This window comes from Phyllobacterium phragmitis (assembly GCF_002980495.1).
In the GTDB taxonomy this organism is placed as follows: Bacteria; Pseudomonadota; Alphaproteobacteria; order Rhizobiales; family Rhizobiaceae; genus Paramesorhizobium; species Paramesorhizobium phragmitis.
Window position 1 is genome coordinate 198083 of the sequence record NZ_PVBR01000002.1, and the last position, 24006, is coordinate 222088.

Below are 24006 nucleotides of genomic sequence, written 5' to 3' on the forward strand. Positions count from 1 at the left end.
TCGAAACCCCGTGCAATCGCTCCCGATTAAACCGGTTATGTCGTCGTTGAAAAGAACACCCGATAAGCCCGCCAGCCCTGGAATATTGTCTTTCAACCCATTCCAAGAAGCACTTTTGCGCAGCTTCTGGAAATTATCAAGTGGCTTTGCAGAAATAAATTGCACTGATTAAATCTTAGGCAAAATAGGTCATTCCTGCATATGACAACATCATGACAGAACGCCAATTGACTATTGGATCACCACGCGGTCAAGATCGCCCATGATTGGTGCAGGGGGACGACGGATTGCCTTTCCAGACAGCCGAAATTCTGACCTCGCCCTCCGGCGCGGCTCTCTGCCTGCGTGGGGTACAGGCTCGCGGCAAACCGCATGCCGCCATCCAGATCAATCACGGGCTTGCCGAACATTCCGGACGCTATGCCCGCTTTGCCGAACGGCTCGCCGAGGCGGGCTTTCATGTCTACGCGCACGATCATCGCGGCCATGGCGAAACCACAGCGGCCGACGCGCCGCAAGGCATGTTCTCAGTGCGCGGTGGAGCCGAAAAAGTCCTCGCCGATGTCGCCGCCGTCAACGCCCATATCCATGCGGCGCATCCCGGCCTGCCGGTGGTGATCTTCGGTCATTCCATGGGTGGGCTGATCACGCTTGCCTATGTCCTGTGCCATCCCGAAACGGTCGATGCGGCGGCGGTCTGGAATGCCAATTTTTCGGCCGGCGCCAGCGGCAGGCTCGCCCGGCTGATCCTGAGGGCGGAACGCATGTTGCTCGGCTCCGATGTGCCAAGCCGTATCCTGCCCAGGCTCACCTTTCGCGAATGGGGACGCCGCATTCCGAACCGCCGCACGGATTTCGACTGGCTTTCCCGCGACAAGGCGGAAGTCGATGCCTATATCGCCGATCCGCATTGCGGCTGGGACACCTCTGTCGGCATGTGGCTCGATATTTTCGACCTCGTCTTTCAGGGAGCCGACGACAGGAACTTCGGCAATGTCCCGCGCGACATGCCGTTCCATCTGGTCGGTGGCGAAAAAGATCCGGCAACGGACAATGGCGGGGCTGTCACGGCACTCACGCAACGCATGAGAGCCATGGGCTTCAAAAATGTGACGGAGCGGATCTACCCCGAAACCCGACATGAGAGCCTGAACGAGATCAACCGCGATGCCATCACCAAGGATTTTATCGCCTGGCTGAACCGAATCGCCGAATAATCACCGCAATATCTGCGATAAAAATGCCTGATAAGGGAAGATTCCATTGAAAAAAGTGCCGAACGAACCCCGCCAAAGACATCACCATCATGTCTGAGGCACCGCTTTCCGGCATCCGGGTGGTAGAGCTTGCGCGCGTGCTGGCGGGGCCATGGGCGGGCCAGATCCTGGCCGATCTCGGCGCCGATGTCATCAAGGTCGAAAGTCCCAACGGCGGTGACGAGACGCGTGGTTGGGGCCCGCCTTTCGTCACGGCCGCCGATGGCGAAAATCTCTCCGCCGCCTATTTCCATGCCTGCAATCGCGGCAAGCGTTCGATCACCGCCGACTTCACCACCGAAGAGGGCCAGGAAACCGTCCGCGCCCTCTGTCGCACTGCCGATGTGGTCATTGAGAACTTCAAGGTCGGCGGGTTGAAGAAATACGGCCTCGACTATGAAAGCCTGAAAGCGCTCAACCCGCGCCTCGTCTATTGCTCGATCACCGGCTTCGGCCAGACCGGCCCTTATGCAAAGCAGGCTGGATATGACTTCATCATCCAGGGCATGTCGGGCCTGATGTCGGTGACCGGAGAGCCGGACCGCGAGCCGCAGAAGGTCGGTCTCGCCGTCGCCGATATTTTCACCGGTCTCTACGCCGCGACCGCCATAGAGGCGGCTGTGATCCATGCGGGCCGAACCGGCGAAGGCCAGTGGATCGACATGGCGCTGTTCGACGTGCAATCCGCCGTCATGGCCAATCAGGCGATGAACTATCTCGTCAGCCACAAGAGCCCGAATCGCATGGGCAACGCCCATCCCAACATCGCGCCCTACGAGGTGGTGCCGACCTCCGATGGCCATCTCATCCTCGCCGTCGGCAATGACGGCCAGTTCGCCCGCCTCTGCGCCATCCTAGGCCTCGATGCCCTGCCCGGCGATCCGCGCTTCGCCACCAATCGCGCCCGGCTCGACAACCGCGCGGCACTGACGGCGGCGATCAGCGCCGAGACGTCGAAGCGCAGCCGCGCCGATTTGCTCTATGCCTGCATCGAGAACAGCGTCCCCGCCGGGCCGATCAACCGCATCGGCGAGATGTTCGACGATCCGCAGATCGTCGCGCGCGGCCTGCGCCTCGATCTCGATGATGGCCACGGCAACACCATCCCCTCCGTGCGCACGCCCATCGTCATGTCGGCAAGCCCCCTCGTCTACGACAGGCCCTCGCCGCGCCTTGGCGAGCACACGCGCGAAATCATGGCGGAACTGGCTGAAAAGGACCAATCATCATGAAGACAGGCGGCCAACTGATCGTCGAAGCGCTTGCCGCCAATGGCGTTGAACGCCTGTTCTGCGTACCGGGCGAAAGCTATCTCGCCGTGCTCGACGCGCTGGTCGATAGCAATATCGGCGTCACCGTCTGCCGCGCCGAGGGCGGAGCGGCGATGATGGCGGAAACCTGGGGCAAGCTCACCGGCAGGCCCGGCATCTGCTTCGTCACGCGCGGCCCCGGCGCCACCAACGCCTCCCCCGGCATCCACATCGCCATGCAGGATTCCACGCCGATGATCCTCTTCATCGGCCAGGTGCAGCGCGATGCGCGCGAGCGTGAGGCGTTCCAGGAGGTCGAATACCGCCGCCATTTCGCCGACATGGCGAAATGGGTGGCCGAGATAGACGATCCCGCCCGCATCCCGGAATTCGTCACCCGCGCCTTCGCGGTGGCGACATCGGGCAGGCCCGGACCGGTCGTGCTCGCCTTGCCCGAGGACATGCTCGTCCAGAAGGCGGAGGCTCCCGAACCGCAAGCTTGGCAGCCGGTCGAGACCGCCCCCTCGCCGGCAGCGATTAAAAAGCTCGATACGCTTCTCGAAACCGCCAAGAAACCCTTCATGATCCTCGGCGGCTCGCGCTGGACGGCCGAGGCCGTCGACCGCATCACGCGCTTTGCCGAGAGATGGGAACTGCCGGTGGGTTGCTCCTTCCGCCGGCAGATGCTGTTCGATCATCTCCACGAAAATTACGCCGGCGATGTCGGCATCGGCATCAATCCGGCCTTGGCGGAAAGGGTGAAGAGCGCAGACCTCCTGCTCCTCGTCGGCGGGCGTTTCGGCGAGATGCCCTCCTCCGGCTATACGCTGATGCAAAGCCCCTATCCCAGCCAGATGCTGGTGCATATCCACCCTGACCCGGAAGAACTCGGCCGCGTCTATCGCCCGGCGCTTGGCCTCAACGCCGCACCCGATGCTTTCGCCGAAGCGATCGATGAACTGACACCGATCGGGCCGCTGCCCTGGTCGGGCGAAGCGGCCGCAGCTCATGCTGCCTATCTCAAATGGTCGACGCCGCCCGAGGCCGGGCCGGGAGCCGTGGCCATGGGGCCGATCATGGCCTGGCTCGAGGCAAACCTGCCTGAAGACGCGATCACGACCAATGGCGCCGGCAATTACGCCACATGGCTGCACCGTTTCCACCGCTTCCGCCGCTTCGGGACACAGGCCGCGCCCACGTCCGGCTCGATGGGCTACGGCCTGCCCGCCGCCGTCGCCGCCAAGCAGCTTCATCCTGAGCGCACCGTCATCTGTTTCGCCGGGGACGGCTGCTTCCTGATGAACGGGCAGGATTTCGCCACCGCGGTCCAGTACGATTTGCCGATCATCGTGCTGGTCATCAACAACGGCATGTACGGCACGATCCGGATGCATCAGGAGCGTGAATATCCCGGCCGTGTTTCCGCCACCGATCTCACCAATCCGGATTTCGCGGCACTTGCCAGGGCCTATGGCGGCCATGGCGAAACGGTTGAAAAGACGGACGAATTCGCCCCTGCTTTTGAGCGCGTAGTGGAAAGCGGCAAGCCGGCGATCATCGAGATCCGGCTCGACCCTGAAGCCATCACCCCGGCGCGAACGCTCACCGATATCCGCGAAAAACGCTAGAGAGCGTAGCGACACCACAAGTTCTTCGTGGCAATGTCGCATTTTCGGTGCTATTCAGCCGCGCATTGTTCGACTGGGGTGGGTCGACGACTGTGGAAATTTGTGCGCTCGCATATCCGCTCCGAAGGATTTGGTTAATTGACTGATACGATGATCTCGGTGGTCATTCCCTGCCGGAACGAAGCCGACAATCTCGCATTCCTGCTTGACGAGGTGGACGCAGCCATGAAAGGCCGCGCCTACGAAGTCATCGTCGTCGATGATGGCTCGACCGATGCCACCGGCGCTGTTCTGGAAAAGCGTATCCGTTCGGGCCTGCCGTTGCGCCATATCCGCCACGACCGTTCGGCCGGGCAAAGTGCTGCCGTGCGCTCCGGCGTCTTCGCCGCCAGGGGCAATATCGTCGCGACGATGGACGGCGACGGCCAGAACAACCCCGCCTATCTGCCGAAACTCGCGGACGCGCTTCTCGCGGCCGGCCCCACGGCGGGCATAGCCGCGGGACAACGATTGAAGCGCACCGATACAAAACTGAAGCAACTTTCCTCTCGCGCAGCCAACAAGCTGCGCAGCGCGCTTCTCAAGGACGATACGCGCGATTCCGGCTGCGGCTTGAAGGCAGTCCATACCGATCTTTTCCGGCAATTGCCGTTCTTCGACGGCTGGCATCGCTATCTGCCCGCGCTGGTGATCCGCGAGGGATTTGGCGTCGTCCATGTCGATGTGATCGATCGTGAGCGGCGCCACGGCAAATCCAATTACGGTATACTGGATCGTGGAGCACGCGGCATTCTCGATCTCTATGGCGTCTGGTGGCTGCGCCGCCGCCGCAAAATCGTGCCCGGCGTGACGGAGATTACCCATGGCTGAATTGTTCGCTCATCTCGCGGATTGGTTTCACGACGTTTTCGTCAAGCAGTTCGACGGCTGGATATTGCTCGGCTTCGTCGCCCAAACCTGTTTCAGCATGCGCTTCATGGTGCAATGGATCGCATCAGAAAAGGCCAAGCGCAGCGTTGTGCCGGTCGCCTTCTGGTTTTTCTCGCTGATCGGCGGTGCGCTGCTTCTCGTCTACGCCATCCAGCGCCAGGACCCGGTGTTCATCGCCGGCCAGGGCATGGGCCTGTTCATCTATATCCGCAATCTCTGGCTGATCGCCAACGAGAAGAAGGCCATCACCAAGACCGATTGACTCTCGACGCGGTGGATCAATCCGGTCAAATTGCAGGGTTGCGTGCTTCTTCGCACCCCCCTCTGGCCTGCCGGCCATCTCCCCCTCAAGGGGGGAGATTAGCTATGAGGTTCGGTTTCGCCAATCACCAACGTTGCAGAATTAAGCTCCGTCATCAATGACAGCCAATCTCCCCCCTTGAGGGGGAGATGCCCGGCAGGGCAGAGGGGGGTGCGAAGAAGCACGCAACCCTGCCGGTAGATCGCTCAAATCATCCTCAAGATTTGCGCTCAGGCCCGGCCCGCTCCGCCGAGGCAGCCCATAGATTGACGTCGGCATCTTCGGCATAAGTGTCAATCTCGCGCAGTTCCTCCTCGGTGAAATCTGCGTTCTCGAGCGCCTTGACGCAATCGGTGATCTGTTCGGGGCGGCTGGCGCCGATCAGGGCGGAGGTGACCCGCCCGCCACGCAGCACCCAGGCGAGCGCCATTTGCGCAAGCGTCTGTCCGCGCCTTGCGGCGATATCGTTGAGCCCACGAATCCGCGCGATGGTCGCCTCGTTGATGAAATCCGTGCGGAGCGACTTGCCCTGCGCCGCGCGGCTCTCCTCGGGAATACCCCTAAGATATTTCGATGTCAGCATGCCCTGCGCCAGCGGCGTGAACGCGATCGAGCCGATGCCGAGTTCCTCGAGCGTATCGACCAGACCGTCCTCCTCGATCCAGCGATTGATCATCGAATAACTTGGCTGGTGGATTACGCAGGGCGTGCCGAGTTCCTTCAGGATCGCAGCCGCCTCACGCGTGCGCTTCGAATTATAGGAGGAGATGCCGACATAGAGCGCCCGGCCCGAACGCACGATATGGTCGAGCGCCTGCATGGTTTCCTCAAGCGGCGTCTCGGGGTCGAAACGGTGCGAATAGAAGATATCGACATAGTCGACGCCGAGCCGCTTCAGGCTCTGGTCGCAGCTGGCGATCAGATATTTCCGGCTGCCCCACTCACCATAAGGTCCGGGCCACATCAGATAGCCGGCCTTCGACGAGATGATCAACTCGTCGCGAAGCCCACGGAAATCCTCGCGCAGGATGCGGCCGAAGGCGGTTTCCGCCGAGCCGGGAGGCGGGCCGTAATTGTTGGCGAGATCGAAATGATTGATACCGAGATCGAAGGCCGTGCGGCAGAGCGTCTGCTTCAGCACGTGCGGCGTGTCGTCGCCAAAATTATGCCAAAGGCCGAGCGAGATCGCCGGCAGATGCAGGCCGCTGCGTCCGCAGCGATTGTATTTCATCGTCCCATACCGATCGGCGCGCGGTTCCCATCCCATCTCAATTCCTTTCGCGTTTCCTCAGAATAAAGAAAGCCGGCACATCGCCCAGCTTTCAGCATCAGGCCATCAGTCAGGCAAGCCATTTATCGTAATCGGACACCAGAAGGTGGAGCGGGTCTACATCTTCCTCGATGGTCGAGAAACGGCCGATCTTTTCACGGAAGATATTGTCGGTGAGGTCGTCATTGACGGTCGATACCTCGCCGATGAGCACGTCGCCGCCCTCGCCCCAGAACGCATGCCAGTTGCCCGGCAGAAGCGTGACGCTCTCGCCGGGCTTGAGCTTCAAGAGCCCGCCCGCCTTGAGCGTGACCATGCGTCCGTCGCAGGCGACCGTGACATCCGTCTCCTCGTCGACGCTGCCGTCGGCAAGCGAATTGAACAGTTCGAGCGTCAGCGTCGCGCCGCCGCGATTGATGATGTCCTCCGCCTTGACGATATGGCGGTGCATCGGCGAAAGCTGATCCTTGCGCGAGATCATGATCTTTTCAGCGTAGAGCATGCCGGCGCCCTTCTTCAGGTCTTCGGCATTGCCGTTGCGGGTCGTGAACAGGAAGAGCCCGAGATCGGCGAATTTGCCCTGGCCGTAATCGGTGATGTCCCAGCCGAGCCGTGCATCGCGGATCGCCGCCGCATCGCTCGATGTGCGCTCCTTCATCTCTTCCGGCGACCAATAGGCGAAAGGCGGCATGACATAGCCGAAGGAGCGGATGAAAGCGTCGCTTTCGCGGATGATTTCGTTGATTTCAGAGCGTTTCATAGGTCTCGTTTCCTCCCATGCGGGCACTATAGCTCCAGATGACGTTTGGTAGCCGCCTTCGCAGTCCTGTGACAATCCTAAAAGTGTGATGAATGCCACATTCACGGCAATCGTGAACCGTGTCGTCCTTACACGAAGCGGATGCTGTCCCCGCAAACGAAGTTGAAACACGGCAAAGACCACTGGGCCATCCTCGCCTGTAGCACCCATCCCGTCGGCCGGGTTGAGATCGACGCCTGAACACTCTTCTGTCAGTTGACGAAACGGCATTTCTGACGCACCTCTTCTTCCAGAAAAAAGCAGAGCAAATCAGGAATGTGGGCGGCTTTCCGGTTTTTTGGATCGAAACCGCTTTGGAAACGCGTTGCAGGAGGCTGAAATGGCGGAAGAAGCATTGATTTTGATCGATGTGCAGAATGATTTCTGCCCCGGCGGTGCGCTGGCCGTCGACGGCGGCGAGATCATTCCAGAGCTCAATCGCCGTGTTCAACAGTTCGAGCACGTCATCCTGACGCAGGACTGGCATCCAGCCGGCCATTCCAGCTTCGCTTCGAGCCATCCCGGCAAGAGCCCGTTCGAAACGGTGGCCATGCCCTATGGCGAGCAGAAGCTCTGGCCCGACCACTGCATCCAGGGAAGCACCGGCGCCGATTTCCACCCGCAACTCGAGTGGACCAAAGCGGAACTGGTGGTGCGCAAGGGTTTCCGCGCGGCGATCGACAGCTATTCGGCATTTTTCGAGAACGACCACATCACCCCCACCGGGCTCGGCGGCTATCTGCGCGAGCGCAGCATCCGGCATTTGACGATTGCCGGGCTGACGACGGATTTCTGCGTGGCCTATTCGGCGCTCGACGCGATCGGACAAGGCTTTGCCGTCACGGTGCTTCTCGAAGCGAGCCGCGGCATCGACCTCGCGGGGTCGATGGCGGAGATGATCGGCCGAATGCGCGGAGCAGGCGTCACGCTCGCCTGAGCCCACGCCAGCCCTAAACCGCCAGCGCTCAACGGCTTTCCATCTCCTCGGAGCAACCGCTCTTTGCGGGAACACCGTAGCCGCCGGCACCATGACTCTCCCCGTTCTTCACGGGCCTTTTCCGGTTTATTGCAATGACCACCATCACCGAAGCGCGATTGCGCAGCATCGATACTTTCTGGCATGAGGCGCGCGCCATGCTGGCGCTTGCCTGGCCGATGGTCCTGACCAATCTCGCCCAGACCGCGATGACGGCAACCGATGTGATGATGATGGGCTGGATCGGCCCCAATGCGCTCGCCGCCGGCGCACTTGGCTCCAACCTCTATTACACGCCGATGTTCTTCGGCATGGGGCTCATTCTCGCCACCTCTCCCATGCTCGCCCGGGAACTCGGGGCGAACCGCCATTCCGTGCGCGAGATAAGGCGCACCGTGCGCCAGGGCCTGTGGGTGGCGCTGTTCGTCTCCGTGCCGCTGTGGTTCATGCTCTGGCATGCCGAAGCGATCCTGCTCCTGATGGGGCAGAGGCCGGATCTCGCGCACCAGGCCGGACGCTATATGCAAACGCTGCAGTGGAGCCTTTTTCCGTTCTACGGCTATATCGTGCTGCGCTCGTTCATCTCGGCATTCGAGCGCCCCGGCTGGGCCATGATCGTGGTCACCTTCGCCGTGCCGTTCAACGCGCTGGCCAACTGGTGCCTGATGTTCGGCAAGCTCGGTTTTCCAGCACTTGGCGTTGTCGGCTCAGGACTGGCCACGACGCTTTCGAGCAGCCTGATGTTCACAGGCCTCGCGATTGTCGTGCTCAGGGAAAAACAGTTCCGCCGCTATCGGCTTTTTGGTCGGTTCTGGCGTTCCGACTGGCCGCGCTTCCGCCAGATCCTGCGGCTCGGCCTGCCTATCGCGGCGATCATCGTCTTCGAAGTCTCGGTCTTCAATGGCGCCGCCCTGCTGATGGGCCTGATCGGCGCGTCGTCGCTGGCGGCACATGCCATCGCCATCCAGATCTGTTCGTTGACCTTCATGGTACCGCTCGGCTTCGGCCAGGCGGCGACCGTCCGCGTCGGGCGCTTTCTCGGTGCCGGCAACAAGGAGGGTGTGCGCCGTGCCGGCTGGACCGCCTATGCGCTCGGCATCGGCTTCATGATGCTGGCCGCCCTTGTGATGGTGCTCGTGCCGCGCCTTCTCATCAGCGCCTTCATCGATGTTCACGCCCCGCAGAATGCGGAGGTGATCGCCCACGCCGTCACCTTCCTGGCCTTCGCAGCACTCTTCCAGATCGCCGATGGCGCCCAGGCCGTCGGCAGCGGCATGCTGCGCGGCCTTCACGATACGACGATACCGATGATCTATGCCGCGATCGGCTATTGGGGCATCGGCGTCCCGCTCGGCATCTATCTGGCCTTCTGGATGGGATTGAATGGCGCGGGCATATGGATGGGCCTGTTCATCGGCCTCGCCATTGTGGCCGCGCTCCTGCTCTGGCGCTGGGTCACCCGCGGGAAATGGGCGCCGGCGGAGCTGAGCTAGTGGTTTGTTTCTAACATTTGAGTCCGATGGAATTGGACGCAAATGTGTAAAAGAAACAAACACAAACAAAAGGTTATCTAGTGGTTGGGCCGACGCTTCGCGGGAGCGAAGCGTCGGAGTCAATCCACTAGCGTAAAGGCGTAACGGACCGTTACCGTCCGTGCGCCTCCTCTTCCGCCTGCCATTCCGGATGAGCCCGGTTATAGCGCATGGACGAGATCAGCGAAAACAGGATCAGCGCCGCGCCGATCAGCCCGGTGATGACTTCGGGAATGTGCACCAGTGTCTGGGCATACATGATCACGGCGAGAACGAGGATGGCGTAGAAAGCGCCATGTTCGAGATAGCGGTACTGGCCGAGCGTCTGTTTCTCGACGAGCATGATGGTCAGCGAGCGCACATAGAAAGCGCCGATGCCAAGCCCGATGGCGATCACGAAAAGATTGGTCGAAAGCGCGAAGGCGCCGATCACGCCGTCGAAGGAAAAGCTGGCGTCGAGCACTTCGAGATAGATGAACGCGCCGAGACCGCCCTTGCGCACGGCCTCCATCTGCTCCTGCGTGGCATCGAGGATTTCACCAAGCCCCTCCACGGCGAGGAACGTCAGAAGCCCGTAGATCGCCGCGGTCAGAAACGTATCGGCCTCGGCCTCCGGCAATTGCGCGGAGAAGAACAGGATCAGCACCAGCACGATACCGATTTCCACGCCCTGCACGGACGCGAATTTCGACATGCGGCTTTCCAGTACCTTGATCCAGTGCACCTCCTTCTCGACGTCGAAGAAATATTTCATCCCCACCATCATCAGGAAGCTCCCGCCAAAGGCGGCGATCCCCGTATGCGCTTCTCCGATGATCCGCGCATATTCGGCGGGCTGCCAGATGGCCAGGCGTATTGCCGAGATCGGATCGATCCAGGCCGCGATGGCGACGATGGCGAGCGGAAAGATGATGCGCATGCCGAAAACGGCGATGATGATGCCCCATGTCAGGAAGCGGTGCTGCCAGGCGGGCGTCATGTCGCGCAGGATGCGCGCATTGACGATGGCATTGTCGAAGGAAAGGGAAATTTCCAGGATGCCCAGCACAAGGCAGATGATGAAGACCGAAATGGCCCCTTGGATAGTGCCTGTCGTCGAATATCCAAGCCATGCTCCGAGAGCCAGGCCGATGATCGTGAAGAGGAAGGCCCAGATGAAGTAACGAAAAATGGCCATGACAATCCACTGAAACGAAACGAAAATCCGCACATGACCCATCGGCGGTAGAAATTCCGGGGGCAAGCCTGTGGCATAACGATGAACGGCCGCACGACTGCCCCTCACGAAACCGTTACCCGCCTTATCTGGAGATGGAGCCGCGCATGAACAAGGGATGGCGGACGATTTCCGCTGCCGCATCGCTTTGCTGCCCTCGGATGCTTGGGCCGCCCCGAGGCCGCACTCGACCGCCCCGTGTCAGATTTCTGTCAGGTCCATTTTGTGTCAGGTGATGATGACTATTCGATCAATGTCCCCGCCAAATCGCGTGATCAGCCATATTTTTGAGCCGCTACCTTGGTGCGATCACCAAACTCGTAAATTTGGTCCAAGGACTCAACAAGCACCCGATCCTCGATGTCACCATCGAAAAGGCCGATGTATTTTGTACCCCGATTGAAATGCATGCGAATGATCGGCTTGCGGTTGTTATCATCGAGCAGAATTGCGCAGTAAGTTTTTGCATCACGCATAGCTACACGCTTAGCGCCAACATCAATAAAATTAAACACTTAAGTAAATGGTGGGCCCGGAGGGACTCGAACCCCCAACCAAGCGGTTATGAGCCGCCGGCTCTAACCAATTGAGCTACAGGCCCCACGCGTCACTGCCCTAGCCTAAACGTCTCGCGTAAACAAGCGTTTTGCCCTATTACGCACATATTCGCTTGCGACGCATGCGTGGTTGGGACATTTTTTCAATTGGAGCTTTCTTCATGACTTGCAAGGCAACACCGGCTTTTTTCGGATCAGCGCTTTTCGCCGCCGCGCTCATCGGCGCAGCATCGCTTCCCGCCATGGCCCAGGAGAATGACATGTCCAAGCCCGTGCCGCGTATCATGGTCACCGGCGAAGGCGAGACGACGGCAGCGCCTGACATGGCTATACTCACGCTCAACGTGCTGCGCGAGGCCGATACCGCCCGCGATGCCATGACCGCCAATAACGAGGCCATGGGCAAGGTTCTCGCCGCCATGAAGGAAGCCGGCATCGAGGAGCGCGATCTCCAGACTGCCGGCGTCAATATCCAGCCGCGCTATGTCTATCCCGACGACAAGAACGGCCTGAAGGAGCCGAAGATCACCGGCTACACCGTCACCAATTCGCTCACCGTGCGGGTGCGCGATCTCGACAAGGTCGGAACCGTGCTCGACCAGTCGGTCACCCTCGGCGTCAACCAGGGCGGCGACCTGCGCTTCACCAACGACAATCCTGCCGCCACCATCAACGAGGCGCGCAAGCGCGCGATGGCGGATGCCCTCACCAAGGCGAGGACGCTGACGGATGCCGCCGGTGTCGGCCTTGGCCGCGTGATCGAGATCAGCGAGCAGTCCTTCCGCCCGCGGCCCGTCTCCTTAGCCCGCAACAAGATGATGATGGCAGAGGCACAATCCGCCGATGCGGTGCCGGTCGCGGCAGGTGAAAACACCTATAACGTGACGGTGAACGTCACTTTCGAACTGAAGCAGTAAGCAAATCCGGGAAGCTGGGAATCGGTTTCCGGTTCCCAGCTTTTCTCAAGCAGATTTCCACAGTATCACCGCAAATGAAAAAGGTGTCCCGTTTGCTTTCTCGGGTTCCTATCCCTCAACGGATGATCGGGCATCCGGGAGCGCGTGCGAAGACCACGTTGCGGCGATGGCCATGCCGTCGTCCACCGCGCGGAGGTCAGCCGGTTCCCGTCATGTGCGCGAGGAAATCGTCCTCGGATTCCAAATCGTGGTCGAAGGCCGTGACCTTGCCGCGGACCGAGATGCCCGCCTCATGCACCGTATTCGGATCACCCGACACCAGCGGATGCCACCAATAGAGGTCCTGCCCTTCCGCAACCAGCCGATAGCCGCAGGTCTTGGGCAGCCAAGCGGATTCGTGGACGATCTCGGGCGTCAGGAAGACGCAATCCGGCACCTTTTTCCTGCGGTCCGGATAATCGGAGCACTGGCATGTATCCGCATCGAGCAGCGTGCAGGCGACACTCGTCAGGTAGATCTCGTCCGTATCCTCGTCCTGCAGCTTGTGCAGGCAGCACCGGCCGCAGCCGTCGCAAAGGCTTTCCCATTCCTTGCGGCTGAGTTCCTCCAACGTCTTCGTCTGCCAAAATGGTCGCGTCATGCCGGCGAGATACAGCGATAGGGCCCCTTCGTCCAGTCAAGATGACCTGGGGATGAACGGATGTTTCATCAACGGGACAGATTTGACCGGCAAAGATGGCACCATCTTGCCCAGGTACCGGAACGGAACAAAGTACAGTCATATTCGTTTGTCAGGCCCTGGCATCAATGAGAATAAAAAACGAGAATCACGGAATGCACACCGCATGCAGTTCGAGCACAGCCGCCCGCCTCTGAAAGTCCAAGGAAAATCCGATGAAACGTTCCGCCATTCTGCTTGCCTCGACCGCCATGCTGCTCGCCGGCCCCGCTGGCGCGCAAATACATGCGCCGCTTCATCGTCCCGCCACCCAGGACACCGTCCAACAGACGGGCAACCGCATCCTTTTGGCCCAGCAGGAAGGGGAACTGCCGGCCGTCGATCCGCAAGCGGACGAACTGCGCAAGCAGCAGGAGGAAGAGGCCGCGCGCCAGGCCGAGCAGGCGAAACAGGCTGCGCAGGAGGAAGCCGAGCAGCAATTGAAAGAACAGCGCGCGACGCAACAGGACGCCAAGCGAAAAGCCGACAGGGCGGCTGAAGAAGCCGCCGAAGCGCAGAAGCAGGTCGAGGAAAAGGCCCGCCGCCAGGCCGACCGGGAAGCGGCGAAACAGGTCGAGAAAGCCGAGAAGCGGGCGCAGGACGAGAAGGCCAAGCGCGTAACCGAAGAAGCACAGCGGGAAGCTGAAGCAGAGACGGAAAAGCGGGCCGAAGAAGCGAAAAAGGCAACGGACGCCGAAATCCGGGAAACCGAAGAAGCCCAGGAGAAGGCGGCGGAACGGGCAAAGCGCGAGACCAGGGCTGCCCAGAAAGCCGCCGAGGAAGAAGCGGCAAAGGCTGCCGAACAGGCCAAGCGGCAGGTCGACAGGGCCGTGAGGCAGCAGGAACAGGCCGCGCCGACGCCCGCTCCGGAAAGCCCGCTGGCTGAAGATGCCGAAGAATCTGCCCCGGCACCGGCGCAGCCCGCGCCGGAGCAATCCACCACACCCGAACAGGCAGTCCCTCCGCCGCCCGCCGATCAAGCGGAATAGCCGATGCCCGAACCCGATGCCCCCGCGACCGATGACGGCACCGGGGCGGAACAGCCTCCCGCAGAGGCTCCCTCTCCGTCATCCGCCACATCACGCCGCTGATCGCTCCCATGGCGAGCAAGTGATGCCATCGGATGCGGGAGGCTGATCGGGCCTCCCGCTCCCTTCAGTCTCATCCGGTCAGGCACTCCTTTTTTGGCAGCCTTTACAGATATGGACACGCTGATCCCGATTGGGTTATTTCCTCTTGGGATTGACCGGAGCCTGACCGGCGATGTGGACGAGCCCGCCATCGCTGACGGCCTGGCTCAGACGATGGCCCTTCTTGGTCGTTGGAAGAGAGGTGTCGTGTCAGCCGAAACTGGTCGCGTATGCAGCCGTGACGGTCTGTGCCTCGTCGAGCCCGTAGATGAGCGCGTAGCGGTCGAGGCAGGTGCAAGGGTGCGAGATGCCGAACTCCACCACGTCGCCGACAGCGACATCCATTTCGCCGCCAAGGCTGACGATGGCGTGCTGATCGTTGAGCTTGATGACCGCCGCGCCGGAAAGCGATCGCAGGCTTTTCCCGTCGCGATAAAGCGCCAGCGGACGCGGCAGCCCCTGATCCATGGCCACGTCGCGCAAGCCCATGCCGCAGATCGCCAGCCCCGGCTCGGGCCGCGAAAGCACCTCCGCCCAGAGCCTGAGCGCCGGTCGGAAACCCTCCGACGCCGAAACAATATCGCCGCCGATGGTAAAACCAGACCGCGCATCGAGACTGGCAAGACCGCGCTCGTAGACGCCGTGATCATGGAAGAAGATCGCCCCGCTGCGCAGCACCAGCCTCACGTGAGGATCGCCCGCCAGGGCCGGCTGTAATGCGCCGATCACCAGATCGAAAAACACCGAGCCTCCGGCGGTGACGATCAGCGGCGCATCGCCCCCGACGCGTGCCCGCACGGTGCGGTAGAAATCCGCCGTCAACGCCATCAGGCCGGCAATACGCGTCATGGTTTCATCCGGGTCAGCTGTTGCCGCCGCCCCTTCATAGGCCGCGATGCCTGAAAGCCTGATGGCCGCATTCTTCACCGCCAGGACAGCATCGAGGACCGCCACAGCCTGATCGAGCGACCGCGCGCCGCCACGCGCAGCACCGAGTTCGACCAGGATGCCGATCACAGGCAGATCGTCACGCCCTGTCCACGCATCGGCAAGCGCGGCAATGAGTTCAGGCGAATCCGCGAAGATATGGAACTCTGCGTCAGGATAAGCGGAGAGCAGCGACGCCAGCCGTCTGGCCGCAGCCGGGCCGCCGATCTCATTGGCGAGGATCAGACGCCGGAAGCCAGCCGCAAGCATGACCGCCGCCTGCCGGATATCGGCGACCGTGACGCCCCATGCGCCTGCCCGCAGCAACGCGCCGGCAAGCGTCGTCGACATCGGCGTCTTGGCATGCGGCGCGATCTCGACGCCGTGATCCCTGACATAACGCATCATCAGATCGGCATTTGCCGTAAATGCCGCGCGGTCCAGCGAAATCAGCGGCAGCGACATGCGCCCGTCATAGGGTTTCCATCCCTGGCTGCCGATCTCCGCGAGCGGCAGCGGCGCATGGCCTGCGGGAAAGCCGCGGATGCGGTCATCGATGGTCGCCGTCTCACCGGCATGGAGAAGAGAAATGTCAGACATAGGCCTTGTCCTGTAATGTTCGGGTTTCGCCGCAGCCGAGGCGGTAGGTCTTGTTCGCTGTCGTGAAGAACAGGCTGCGCTGTTCTTCCCCGCTCAAACCACAGACGATGGTTTTGAACGTGTCATAGACCTCAGCGCGAGTTTCATGGTGCAATTCCCCTTTTTGATGCGCCGTCTCGATCATCGTGGTACCGTATGTCTGATATAATAGACATTCGCTTATTATTTTGGACACCCGAAATACTATGCAGAATTTCAGGACTGGCAAGAGGGCTGTGAAATTTTTCGTTTGAGGGCATATGGAGGCGTTTCAGCCGAATGTGCGCGCGCTATTCGCCGGCCCCGAAACAAAAACGGCGGCGCTGCGCTTCCGCGTCAGCACCGCCGCAAAAATCCCGCTCGGGAATGAACTTAGTCGAAGATTCGCTCGCCCTGTTCGTTGACGATCTGGCGCCCCTTGGAAAGGGAGACGTTGATCGCATCATCAAGGCTGGCGAACTTATCGGCGCGGATGAACTTGTGCTCCTTCATCTCGCCATTCACCTCCTTGGAGATGACGCCGCAGGTCTGGTATTGGCCGCCCTCACTATAGGGCGTGGCGCGGATGCGGAAACCATTGTGCTCGGCCTCCTTGGTCGTAGCGGCGTCCGCCGCCGCTTCGCTGGCTTCTTTACCGCCGCCGCCAAAAAGACGCTTCAAAATGGACATACGCACCTCGCTTTCGATTTTTATGGGCAAACTAGCGGGTTCGACAGGCGCTGTCGAGGCGATGAGCCATCAGCCGAGCGAGGCGATGATCTCGCGGTAGGCAGCCTCGGGAAACGCTTTGAGCGTGCGCGTTCGCACATTGCTGGTCATGCCGAGTTGCAACGCGAAGCGCGCCGCCACCGCATCATCAGGCGCTTCGCATATGGCCACCATGTCCCATTCGCCCATCGTCAGATAGAACGCCCTGAAGGCACCGCCCATCTCTTCGAGCTCTTTTTTCGCAATATCCAGCCGGCGCGGCGAATCACGCAGGTTTTTTATGCCCTGTTCGGTCCAGCTGATAAGCATGATGTAGGTCGTCACGGTACACCTCCCTTCGGTGCCCCCGCTTGTGCCTGTTCTCAGTATGACCCCGCTGGATTAAGCAGGCAAGCAAGCCTTGCCCCTGCAGTGCCATGCATCCTTTGCAGTACACTCTGCGCATCATGCAAAAACGAAAAAGGGCGGCCTGTGCCGCCCTTTTCCCGGGTATTTTGTCGTTCGATTTAGCTATCGAGGAACGAGCGCAGCTTGCGCGAGCGGCTCGGGTGCTTGAGTTTGCGAAGCGCCTTCGCCTCGATCTGGCGAATGCGCTCGCGCGTTACCGAGAACTGCTGGCCGACTTCCTCCAGCGTGTGGTCGGTGTTCATGCCGATGCCGAAGCGCATACGCAGCACACGCTCCTCACGCGGCGTCAGCGAGGCGAGCACCCGCGTCGTCGTATCGCGCAGATTGGCCTGAATGGCCGCATCGATCGGCAAAAGCGCGTTCTTGTCCTCGATGAAATCGCCGAGATGCGAATCTTCCTCGTCGCCAACAGGCGTTTCAAGGCTGATCGGCTCCTTGGCGATCTTCAGCACCTTGCGCACTTTTTCCAGCGGCATGGCGAGCTTTTCCGCCAGTTCCTCCGGCGTCGGCTCGCGGCCGATCTCATGCAGCATCTGGCGCGAGGTGCGCACGATCTTGTTGATCGTCTCGATCATGTGCACCGGAATGCGGATCGTGCGCGCCTGGTCGGCGATCGAGCGGGTGATCGCCTGCCGGATCCACCAGGTCGCATAGGTCGAGAACTTGTAGCCACGGCGGTATTCGAACTTGTCCACCGCCTTCATCAGGCCGATATTGCCTTCCTGGATCAGATCGAGGAACTGCAGGCCGCGATTGGTGTATTTCTTGGCGATGGAGATGACGAGGCGAAGGTTCGCTTCGACCATTTCCTTCTTGGCTATGGCCGCCTCGCGCTCGCCCTTCTGCACCTGGTTGACGATGCGGCGGAACTCGCCGATGGAAATCGCTGTCTCCTGCGCCAGATTCTGGATCTCGGTACGCAGATCGCCGATTGCCCTGGCTTCGTTCTTGCTGAATTCCTTCCAGCCGCGCGTCGGCAGGGTCGAGACTTTCTCAACCCAGTTCGGATTGAGCTCGCTGCCCTGATATTCCCTCAGGAAATCCTCGCGGCGAACACCGTAGGATTCGGCCAGGCGCAGGAGCCTGCCTTCGTTCTGCACCAGACGCTTGTTGATATCGTAGAGCTGTTCGACCAGCGATTCGATGCGGTTCTGGTTGAGCGAGAGCGATTTGACCGCCAAGATGAGCTGATCCTTCAACTCCTTGTAGCGACGTTCCTGGCTCGACGAAAGCGAACCGGACGCGGCGAGATGGCTTTCCACCTGCTGGTCCTGCAGCTTCCTCAGCTTCTTATAGGTATCGGCGATCAGGTCGAGCGTTTCCATGACCTGCGGACGCAGCTCGGCTTCCATCGCGGCAAGCGAAAGATTGGCCTCGTCATCCTCATCGTCATCATCCTCGACCGCGGCTTCGCCGCCGACATTGGTAATGTCGTCATCGTCGCGCGAGGTGCGGCGTGGCTTTTCGTCCTCACGCGGCTTTTCCTCCACCCGCTCGATAGCCGGTGCCTGCTTGGCTTCCGGGCCTGCATAGGTGGTTTCGAGATCGATGATCTCGCGCAGCAGGATCTTCGATTCGTTCAGTTCATCACGCCAGATGATGATGGCCTGGAAGGTCAGCGGACTTTCGCAAAGCCCGGCAATCATCGTTTCGCGGCCGGCCTCGATGCGCTTGGCGATGGCGATTTCGCCCTCGCGCGACAGAAGCTCCACCGACCCCATCTCGCGCAGATACATGCGCACGGGATCGTCGGTGCGGTCGGTCGGCTCTTTCTTCGTGGTGGTCGGGGCAACTGCGGTTCCGGTCGCCTCGACCAGTTCGCCGCCTTCCGCTTCTTCTTCGCTCTCGGCCTGTTCGGCGTCGGCGTCCTGCTCGTCATCCTCGACGACATTGATGCCCATATCGGAGAGCATCGCCATCGTGTCCTCGATCTGCTCGGAAGTCACCTCCTCGGAGGGGAGGACGGCGTTAAGCTCGTCCATCGTCACATAGCCGCGCTTCTTCGCGACCTTGATCATCTTCTTGACAGCGTCGTCAGAAAGGTCGAGAAGCGGCCCATCGGTTGCACCTTCGCGCTCGACTTCGGCTTCTTCGTTTTCCTTTACCTTCGTTGCCATATATTCATCTCCAGGCGACCCGGTCGCTTTTCTTATTAAGGGTAGAGGGCGCGGACGGCTTCGCCATTTGGGGCTTTGCACATCGTCATCATGATCAGCGAGTAGCTGTTTCCTGTTAATGACCGATTAACCCTGTTTCCGGCATTGCAGGATTTGCGTATTCAGGCGGCGCGCCGCCCGTTTTCAATCAATACTGCGGAGCTATTGCCAGTTTTCCGTTTTCATCCGATTATTAAATCGTCCTGATTCCGTCATTTTTGCCGCTCGTCAAGAGCGAGTCATATGATTCGCCCCAAAAAAGCGAATCATTTTGTACATTTCTCACGAGTCAGAAGCCGCCGGCCGGTCGTCCGGACGGGATTCCGAATCCTTCGATCAGTGCTTCGGTTGCCTCTGCCTTGCGGATTTCGTTCTGAATATCGACGAGCCGCCCGAAAACGTCGCCCGTTTCGTCATCCATGAGCGCGGCTTCTACCGCTCTGAGTTCCTTATGTAGAGTTCTTGCGCGCTGATGCAAGTGAACCGCCTGCCGCAATGCTTCGCGTGCATCTTCTTCCGCCGCTCTTTCCGTTGCCGTCCAGACACGGGCACGCCGCACGATGCCTTCCAGCGTCTCGATCATCTCGCCATGGCCGGCGGCGCGCAATGCCTGGCGCATCTCCACGCCGTCCTGCAGATGCGCCGCGGCCATCGCATCAAGCATCGCCAGATGCATCCGGCGCAGCTGCGGATGTTCCAGGTCGAGCGCCGCCATCGCCTCGAAATCCTCCTCGATCAGCCTGGGATGATTGAGGAGGATGAGCAGGATCGCCGTCTCGCGCAAAGGCGGCGTCGATGTGGAGGAGGCGCTTTTGACCAGCGACGAGCGGGCAAGGCTTTCGGAAACAGCGAGCCGCCCTGATGCTGCCCCCCTGCCCCGCTGACCATAAGCGCCCTGCCCGTATCCACCTTGCCCATATCCACCCTGGCCATAGCCATTGCGGTTATTGCCGCGCTGGTTGCCCCTCTGGTTACCCTGCCGCGCCTGGCCGAAGAATTGCTGCGCGCGGTCGCGCATCTCCTGCGCATAATGGCGCCGCACATTCTCCTCACCGATGCGCCCGGTGATCTCGCGCAGCCGCGCTTCCAGCTCGGCACGCCGCTCGGGAGTATCGAACACGCCACTCGCCGTCTCGCGCGTCCACAGCATGTCGGCAAGCGGCCGCGCATCCCTGAGCACGGCCTGAAACGCCTGCGGCCCGTCCGCCTTGACCAGATCGTCCGGATCCTTGCCTTCCGGCAGAAGCGCGAAGCGCAGCGACTTGCCGGGTTTGAGCGCCGGAAGCCCGAGATCGACGGCGCGGTGCGCAGCACGGATACCCGCCTGATCACCATCGAAGCAGAGCACCGGCTCCGGGCTGACCCGCCACAGAAGTTCAAGCTGGTCCTCGGTCAACGCCGTGCCGAGCGGCGCCACCGCCTGCGCGAAGCCAGCCTGTGCCAAGGCGATGACATCCATATAGCCCTCGACGGCGATGACCGCTTTCGCCGGTTCGCCGCCCTGCGGCTGACAGGCCTTGCGCGCGCGTAGCGCATTATAAAGCATCCGCCCCTTGTGGAAGAGTTCGGTTTCCGGCGAGTTCAGATATTTGGCGGGCGCATCCGGTGATAGAGCACGTCCGCCGAAGGCGATCACCCGCCCGCGCGTATCTTCGATCGGAAACATGATGCGGTCGCGGAAACGATCATAGGAAACCGCGATGCCCTCGCCTGAATAGACCAGACCGCAAGCCTCGATCTGCTCACGCGTCGCGCCCTTGCCCGCCAGATATTCCTTAAGCGCATTGCGGCTTTCCGGCGCATAGCCCAGGCGGAACGCCTGCTGCGTCGAGGTCGACAAGCCTCGGTCGCGCAGATAGGCGCGTGCTTTCGCACCCGCCGCCGCCTGCAATTGCTGCTCGAAGAACTGCGCCGCCATATTCATGACGTCGTGCAGCGTGGCACGCTCGGCCTCGCGCTTTTCCATTTCCGGATCGCGCGCCGGCATCGGCACGCCCGCCATATCGGCGACACGCTGCACCGCTTCGGGGAAATTCAGGCCCTCCAGATCGGTCAGGAACTTGAAATGGTCTCCCGTCACGCCGCAGCCAAAACAATGATAGCGGCCCTTGCGGTCCTCGCAGTGAAAGCTCGGCGTCTTTTCGCCATGGAACGGGCAGCAGGCCCAATAATCGCCTTTCGCGGCGTTGGTCTTCTTGCGGTCGAACGAAACCCGCGTCCCGATCAGCGTCGAGATCGGCACGCGGTCTCGTATCTCGTCGAGAAAGGAAGGCGGAAAACGCATTTTTTCATCGCTCTGGGGGAACCTGATGGTCTCAAGACCACCTGACATCATACGCCACAACGGCACCGCTCGCCAAACGGCGAGTTTGGTTTATCCCACGCGAAATTCCCGGGTCATCAAATCGACACCTCCCGCGCGGCAGGAAGCACGCAAATGCTACGCCGAAGGTGCGATCTCACCCCAACCCGTCATCCATATGTCATAAAATTGTCACATGCGTAACGGGAACTCTTGGAAAGAGCCTCCGGGTACCACTTCTTAAGTAAAAACTGTTTAGCCGGAACATATTTTTTCCTGTTAGGTTACACTGATTTGAAGGGTGCTTCGGCTCCCATCCGTCGCGCCCACCCGAAAGGACATGATCTCGTGAACGGTTCTGTCGTCTTGCTGCATCTGGCCGGAGCGGTGGCCCTTCTTCTGTGGGCGACGCGCATGGTGCGCACGGGCGTCGAAAGAACCTATGGCGACCGGCTGCGCCAACGCCTGCGCAGTGTCATGAAGCAGCCGGTCCTGGCCGTCGGCTTCGGCACGGCGATGGCCATCGCCCTGCAGAGCTCCACCGCCGTCACGCTTCTCGTCGGCTCCTTCGTCGGTTCCGGCTTCGTCAGCGGCGTTGCCGGGCTGATGGCCGTGCGCGGCGCGGAAGTGGGTTCGGCGCTGGTCGTCAAGATCCTCAGCTATGATCTGACCCTTCTCGTGCCGCTTTGCCTTCTCGCCGGCACCATCATCTTCATGACCACCGAACGCCGCGACTGGCGCCAGAACGGCCGGATCCTGGTCGGCATCGGCCTGCTCATCCTGTCGCTCGAAATGACCGGCCAGGCGACCGAGCCGCTGCGGCAAAGCCAGATCCTGCCGATCATCGTCAATTATCTCTCTGGCGATCCCATCACCGCCTACCTGCTCGCCGCATTGATCACCTGGCTGTTCCATTCGAGCATCGCCGGCGTCATCCTCCTCGTCAGCTTCGCCTCGCGCGGCCTGATCCAGCCGGAACTGGGCATCGTCATGGTGCTGGGCGTCAATCTCGGCTCTTCGATCATCGCACCGATCCTGACCCGCAATGCCCCGCCCGAAACCCGCGTCGTGCCGCTCGGCAATCTGATGATGCGCGGCGCAGGCTCGCTGATCGTCCTGGTGTTGTTCCTGACCTTCCGCCCGCCGGCGGGCCTGCTCGGCAGCGATCCCGTCGATCAGATCGTCAACGCCCATATCCTGTTCAACCTCATCATCCTGCTCGCCGGCATCCCGCTCTCAAGTGTGGTGCTGCGCGCCACCGAGGCGCTGGTCGATCTCAACACGCCGAAAGTGCAGCCGAAGCCGATGGCGGCGGAGGAAGTCAGCGCGCTCGATCCGAGCGTCCTCGACATGCCGTCGCAGGCGCTTGCCAACGCGACGCGCGAAGTGGTGCGCGTCTGCGAAACCGTGGAGATCATGCTGCAGCGGGTGATGGATCTCTACGAAAAACCCGATCAGGCGCGCATCAAGGAACTGGCGGCGCTCGATGACCGCGTCGACCGGCGCCATGCCGCCATCAAGCTCTACCTCGCCCGGCTCGCCACCGGGAAGCTTTCCGATTTTGAGGCGCTGCGCACGCAGGAACTGCTCGGCGCCTGCGTCAAGCTGGAACAGGTCGGCGACATCATCGTGCGCAACATGCTCGCCCACGTGCAGAAGAAGATGAACCGCAAGCTGGAATTCACCGAGGAAGGCTGGCGTGAGCTGTCGCAGTTCCATGCCTTCGTCCTGGCCAACGCGCATCTCGCCTTCAACGTGCTGGTCTCGCGCGACGGTCACACCGCCCGCCAGCTCGTGCAGGAGAAGGACCGGCTGCGCGACATGGAAAAGGACACCAGCCAGCGACATTTCTCGCGTCTGCGCGAGGGAACGACACGCAGCGTCGAGACGAGTTCGATCCACCTCGACACCATCCGCGATCTCAAGCAGATCAACTCCCTCCTGGCATCGATGGCCTATCCGGTCCTCGAGGAACAGGGCTTGCTCAGGGATACGCGGCTGAATGTGGCGCAGAGCTGAGGCGGCTCCTGTTTTGATGGAACCAGGAGTCGCTCTAATATCAATGGCCTGAATGTCTGATCGCGGATTGAGCGGCAATGTTCCGGAATGGGTCCTCGGGTCAAGCCCGAGGATGACGATTGCAGGGATGTTTTCCGCCAATCGCCAACGCTAGATACTGGCGGAAACCTCTCCAGTTGTCATCCTCGGGCTTGACCCGAGGACCCATTCCGGAACGGTCCAAGCGGAAAACTGCTTCACATTTTGCGGCATCATCTCCAAGACACTCCAAATAATAAAAGCGCCAACGCTTTCACCCAAAAATGAACCGCTCCAGAATCGGATTAGGACTACTGCCTTCGCCCCAGTGATTCGAAGGCGTTAAACG

At 60.9% G+C, this 24006-nt stretch carries 21 protein-coding genes and 1 tRNA gene; 10 read left to right on the forward strand and 12 right to left on the reverse strand.

The annotated features are described in order from the left end of the window. Positions 1-287 precede the first annotated feature (287 nt). The 5 genes from C5748_RS03105 to C5748_RS03125 all read left to right on the forward strand — a co-directional run bounded on the left by C5748_RS03105 (position 288) and on the right by C5748_RS03125 (position 5326). Entirely contained in the window at positions 288-1217 is a 930-nt protein-coding gene (locus C5748_RS03105) for an alpha/beta hydrolase (RefSeq protein ID WP_105740647.1), read from the forward strand. Between the two features lie 89 nt (positions 1218-1306). Then, the gene (locus C5748_RS03110; protein WP_105740476.1) at positions 1307-2488 is read left to right on the forward strand and encodes a CaiB/BaiF CoA transferase family protein; all 1182 of its coding nucleotides are present in this window, start codon (positions 1307-1309) and stop codon (positions 2486-2488) included. Then, complete coding sequence (locus tag C5748_RS03115) at positions 2485-4134, forward strand: thiamine pyrophosphate-binding protein (protein WP_105740477.1); 1650 nt, start codon at positions 2485-2487, stop codon at positions 4132-4134. Before C5748_RS03110 ends, C5748_RS03115 begins: the two co-directional genes overlap by 4 nt. Before the next feature lie 150 nt (positions 4135-4284). Further along, a complete protein-coding gene (locus C5748_RS03120) occupies positions 4285-5004 on the forward strand; it encodes a glycosyltransferase family 2 protein (protein ID WP_105740478.1) in 720 nt (239 codons plus the stop codon). Then, a complete protein-coding gene (locus tag C5748_RS03125; RefSeq protein ID WP_105740479.1) occupies positions 4997-5326 on the forward strand; it encodes a lipid-A-disaccharide synthase N-terminal domain-containing protein in 330 nt (109 codons plus the stop codon). Before C5748_RS03120 ends, C5748_RS03125 begins: the two co-directional genes overlap by 8 nt. Before the next feature lie 256 nt (positions 5327-5582). On the opposite strand, the gene mgrA is transcribed toward C5748_RS03125, so the two are convergent. Both mgrA and C5748_RS03135 read right to left on the reverse strand, forming a co-directional pair. Then, positions 5583-6632, reverse strand: coding sequence for an L-glyceraldehyde 3-phosphate reductase (gene mgrA / locus C5748_RS03130; RefSeq protein WP_105740480.1), 1050 nt, complete (start codon positions 6630-6632; stop codon positions 5583-5585). A 73-nt stretch (positions 6633-6705) separates the two neighbouring features. Continuing rightward, positions 6706-7395, reverse strand: a complete 690-nt coding sequence (locus tag C5748_RS03135) for a D-lyxose/D-mannose family sugar isomerase (protein ID WP_105740481.1) — start codon at positions 7393-7395, stop codon at positions 6706-6708. 379 nt (positions 7396-7774) lie between these two features. On the opposite strand from C5748_RS03135, the gene pncA reads away from it, so the two are divergent. Together pncA and C5748_RS03145 are read left to right on the forward strand one after the other, a co-directional pair. Continuing rightward, positions 7775-8371, forward strand: coding sequence for a bifunctional nicotinamidase/pyrazinamidase (gene pncA, locus C5748_RS03140; protein WP_105740482.1), 597 nt, complete (start codon positions 7775-7777; stop codon positions 8369-8371). Between the two features lie 134 nt (positions 8372-8505). Next, the gene (locus tag C5748_RS03145) at positions 8506-9903 is read left to right on the forward strand and encodes an MATE family efflux transporter (protein WP_105740483.1); all 1398 of its coding nucleotides are present in this window, start codon (positions 8506-8508) and stop codon (positions 9901-9903) included. Positions 9904-10054: 151 nt separating this feature from the next. On the opposite strand, the gene C5748_RS03150 is transcribed toward C5748_RS03145, so the two are convergent. From C5748_RS03150 to C5748_RS03160, 3 genes are all read right to left on the reverse strand, one after another. Further along, positions 10055-11119, reverse strand: coding sequence for a DUF475 domain-containing protein (locus tag C5748_RS03150; RefSeq protein ID WP_105740648.1), 1065 nt, complete (start codon positions 11117-11119; stop codon positions 10055-10057). A gap of 314 nt (positions 11120-11433) precedes the next feature. Then, positions 11434-11634, reverse strand: coding sequence for a hypothetical protein (locus C5748_RS03155; RefSeq protein WP_199194687.1), 201 nt, complete (start codon positions 11632-11634; stop codon positions 11434-11436). A gap of 48 nt (positions 11635-11682) precedes the next feature. Beyond that, a tRNA-Ile gene (locus tag C5748_RS03160) sits at positions 11683-11759 on the reverse strand. Positions 11760-11876: 117 nt separating this feature from the next. Here C5748_RS03160 and C5748_RS03165 point away from each other — a divergent pair. Next, complete coding sequence (locus C5748_RS03165; RefSeq protein WP_105740484.1) at positions 11877-12632, forward strand: SIMPL domain-containing protein; 756 nt, start codon at positions 11877-11879, stop codon at positions 12630-12632. A 196-nt stretch (positions 12633-12828) separates the two neighbouring features. Here the strand turns inward: C5748_RS03165 and C5748_RS03170 are convergent, their stop codons facing one another. Then, positions 12829-13272, reverse strand: a complete 444-nt coding sequence (locus C5748_RS03170) for a YcgN family cysteine cluster protein (RefSeq protein WP_105740485.1) — start codon at positions 13270-13272, stop codon at positions 12829-12831. A 254-nt stretch (positions 13273-13526) separates the two neighbouring features. Here C5748_RS03170 and C5748_RS03175 point away from each other — a divergent pair, with 254 nt between their 5' ends. Continuing rightward, the gene (locus C5748_RS03175; RefSeq protein ID WP_105740486.1) at positions 13527-14339 is read left to right on the forward strand and encodes a hypothetical protein; all 813 of its coding nucleotides are present in this window, start codon (positions 13527-13529) and stop codon (positions 14337-14339) included. Between the two features lie 351 nt (positions 14340-14690). On the opposite strand, the gene C5748_RS03180 is transcribed toward C5748_RS03175, so the two are convergent. The 6 genes from C5748_RS03180 to dnaG all read right to left on the reverse strand — a co-directional run bounded on the left by C5748_RS03180 (position 14691) and on the right by dnaG (position 21653). Next, entirely contained in the window at positions 14691-16007 is a 1317-nt protein-coding gene (locus C5748_RS03180) for an alanine racemase (protein WP_105740487.1), read from the reverse strand. Next, complete coding sequence (locus C5748_RS03185; RefSeq protein WP_105740488.1) at positions 16000-16191, reverse strand: hypothetical protein; 192 nt, start codon at positions 16189-16191, stop codon at positions 16000-16002. The genes C5748_RS03180 and C5748_RS03185 overlap by 8 nt, the downstream gene beginning before the upstream one ends. Before the next feature lie 227 nt (positions 16192-16418). Continuing rightward, entirely contained in the window at positions 16419-16715 is a 297-nt protein-coding gene (locus C5748_RS03190) for an HlyU family transcriptional regulator (RefSeq protein WP_105740489.1), read from the reverse strand. A 69-nt stretch (positions 16716-16784) separates the two neighbouring features. Continuing rightward, positions 16785-17078: a GYD domain-containing protein gene (locus C5748_RS03195; protein WP_105740490.1), complete on the reverse strand. Its 294-nt coding sequence runs from the start codon at positions 17076-17078 to the stop codon at positions 16785-16787. Between the two features lie 182 nt (positions 17079-17260). Beyond that, entirely contained in the window at positions 17261-19279 is a 2019-nt protein-coding gene (gene rpoD / locus C5748_RS03200; RefSeq protein ID WP_105740491.1) for an RNA polymerase sigma factor RpoD, read from the reverse strand. A 328-nt stretch (positions 19280-19607) separates the two neighbouring features. Beyond that, the gene (dnaG, locus tag C5748_RS03205) at positions 19608-21653 is read right to left on the reverse strand and encodes a DNA primase (protein WP_425350196.1); all 2046 of its coding nucleotides are present in this window, start codon (positions 21651-21653) and stop codon (positions 19608-19610) included. Between the two features lie 315 nt (positions 21654-21968). On the opposite strand from dnaG, the gene C5748_RS03210 reads away from it, so the two are divergent. Continuing rightward, positions 21969-23639, forward strand: coding sequence for a Na/Pi cotransporter family protein (locus tag C5748_RS03210; protein WP_105740649.1), 1671 nt, complete (start codon positions 21969-21971; stop codon positions 23637-23639). Positions 23640-24006 lie beyond the last annotated feature (367 nt).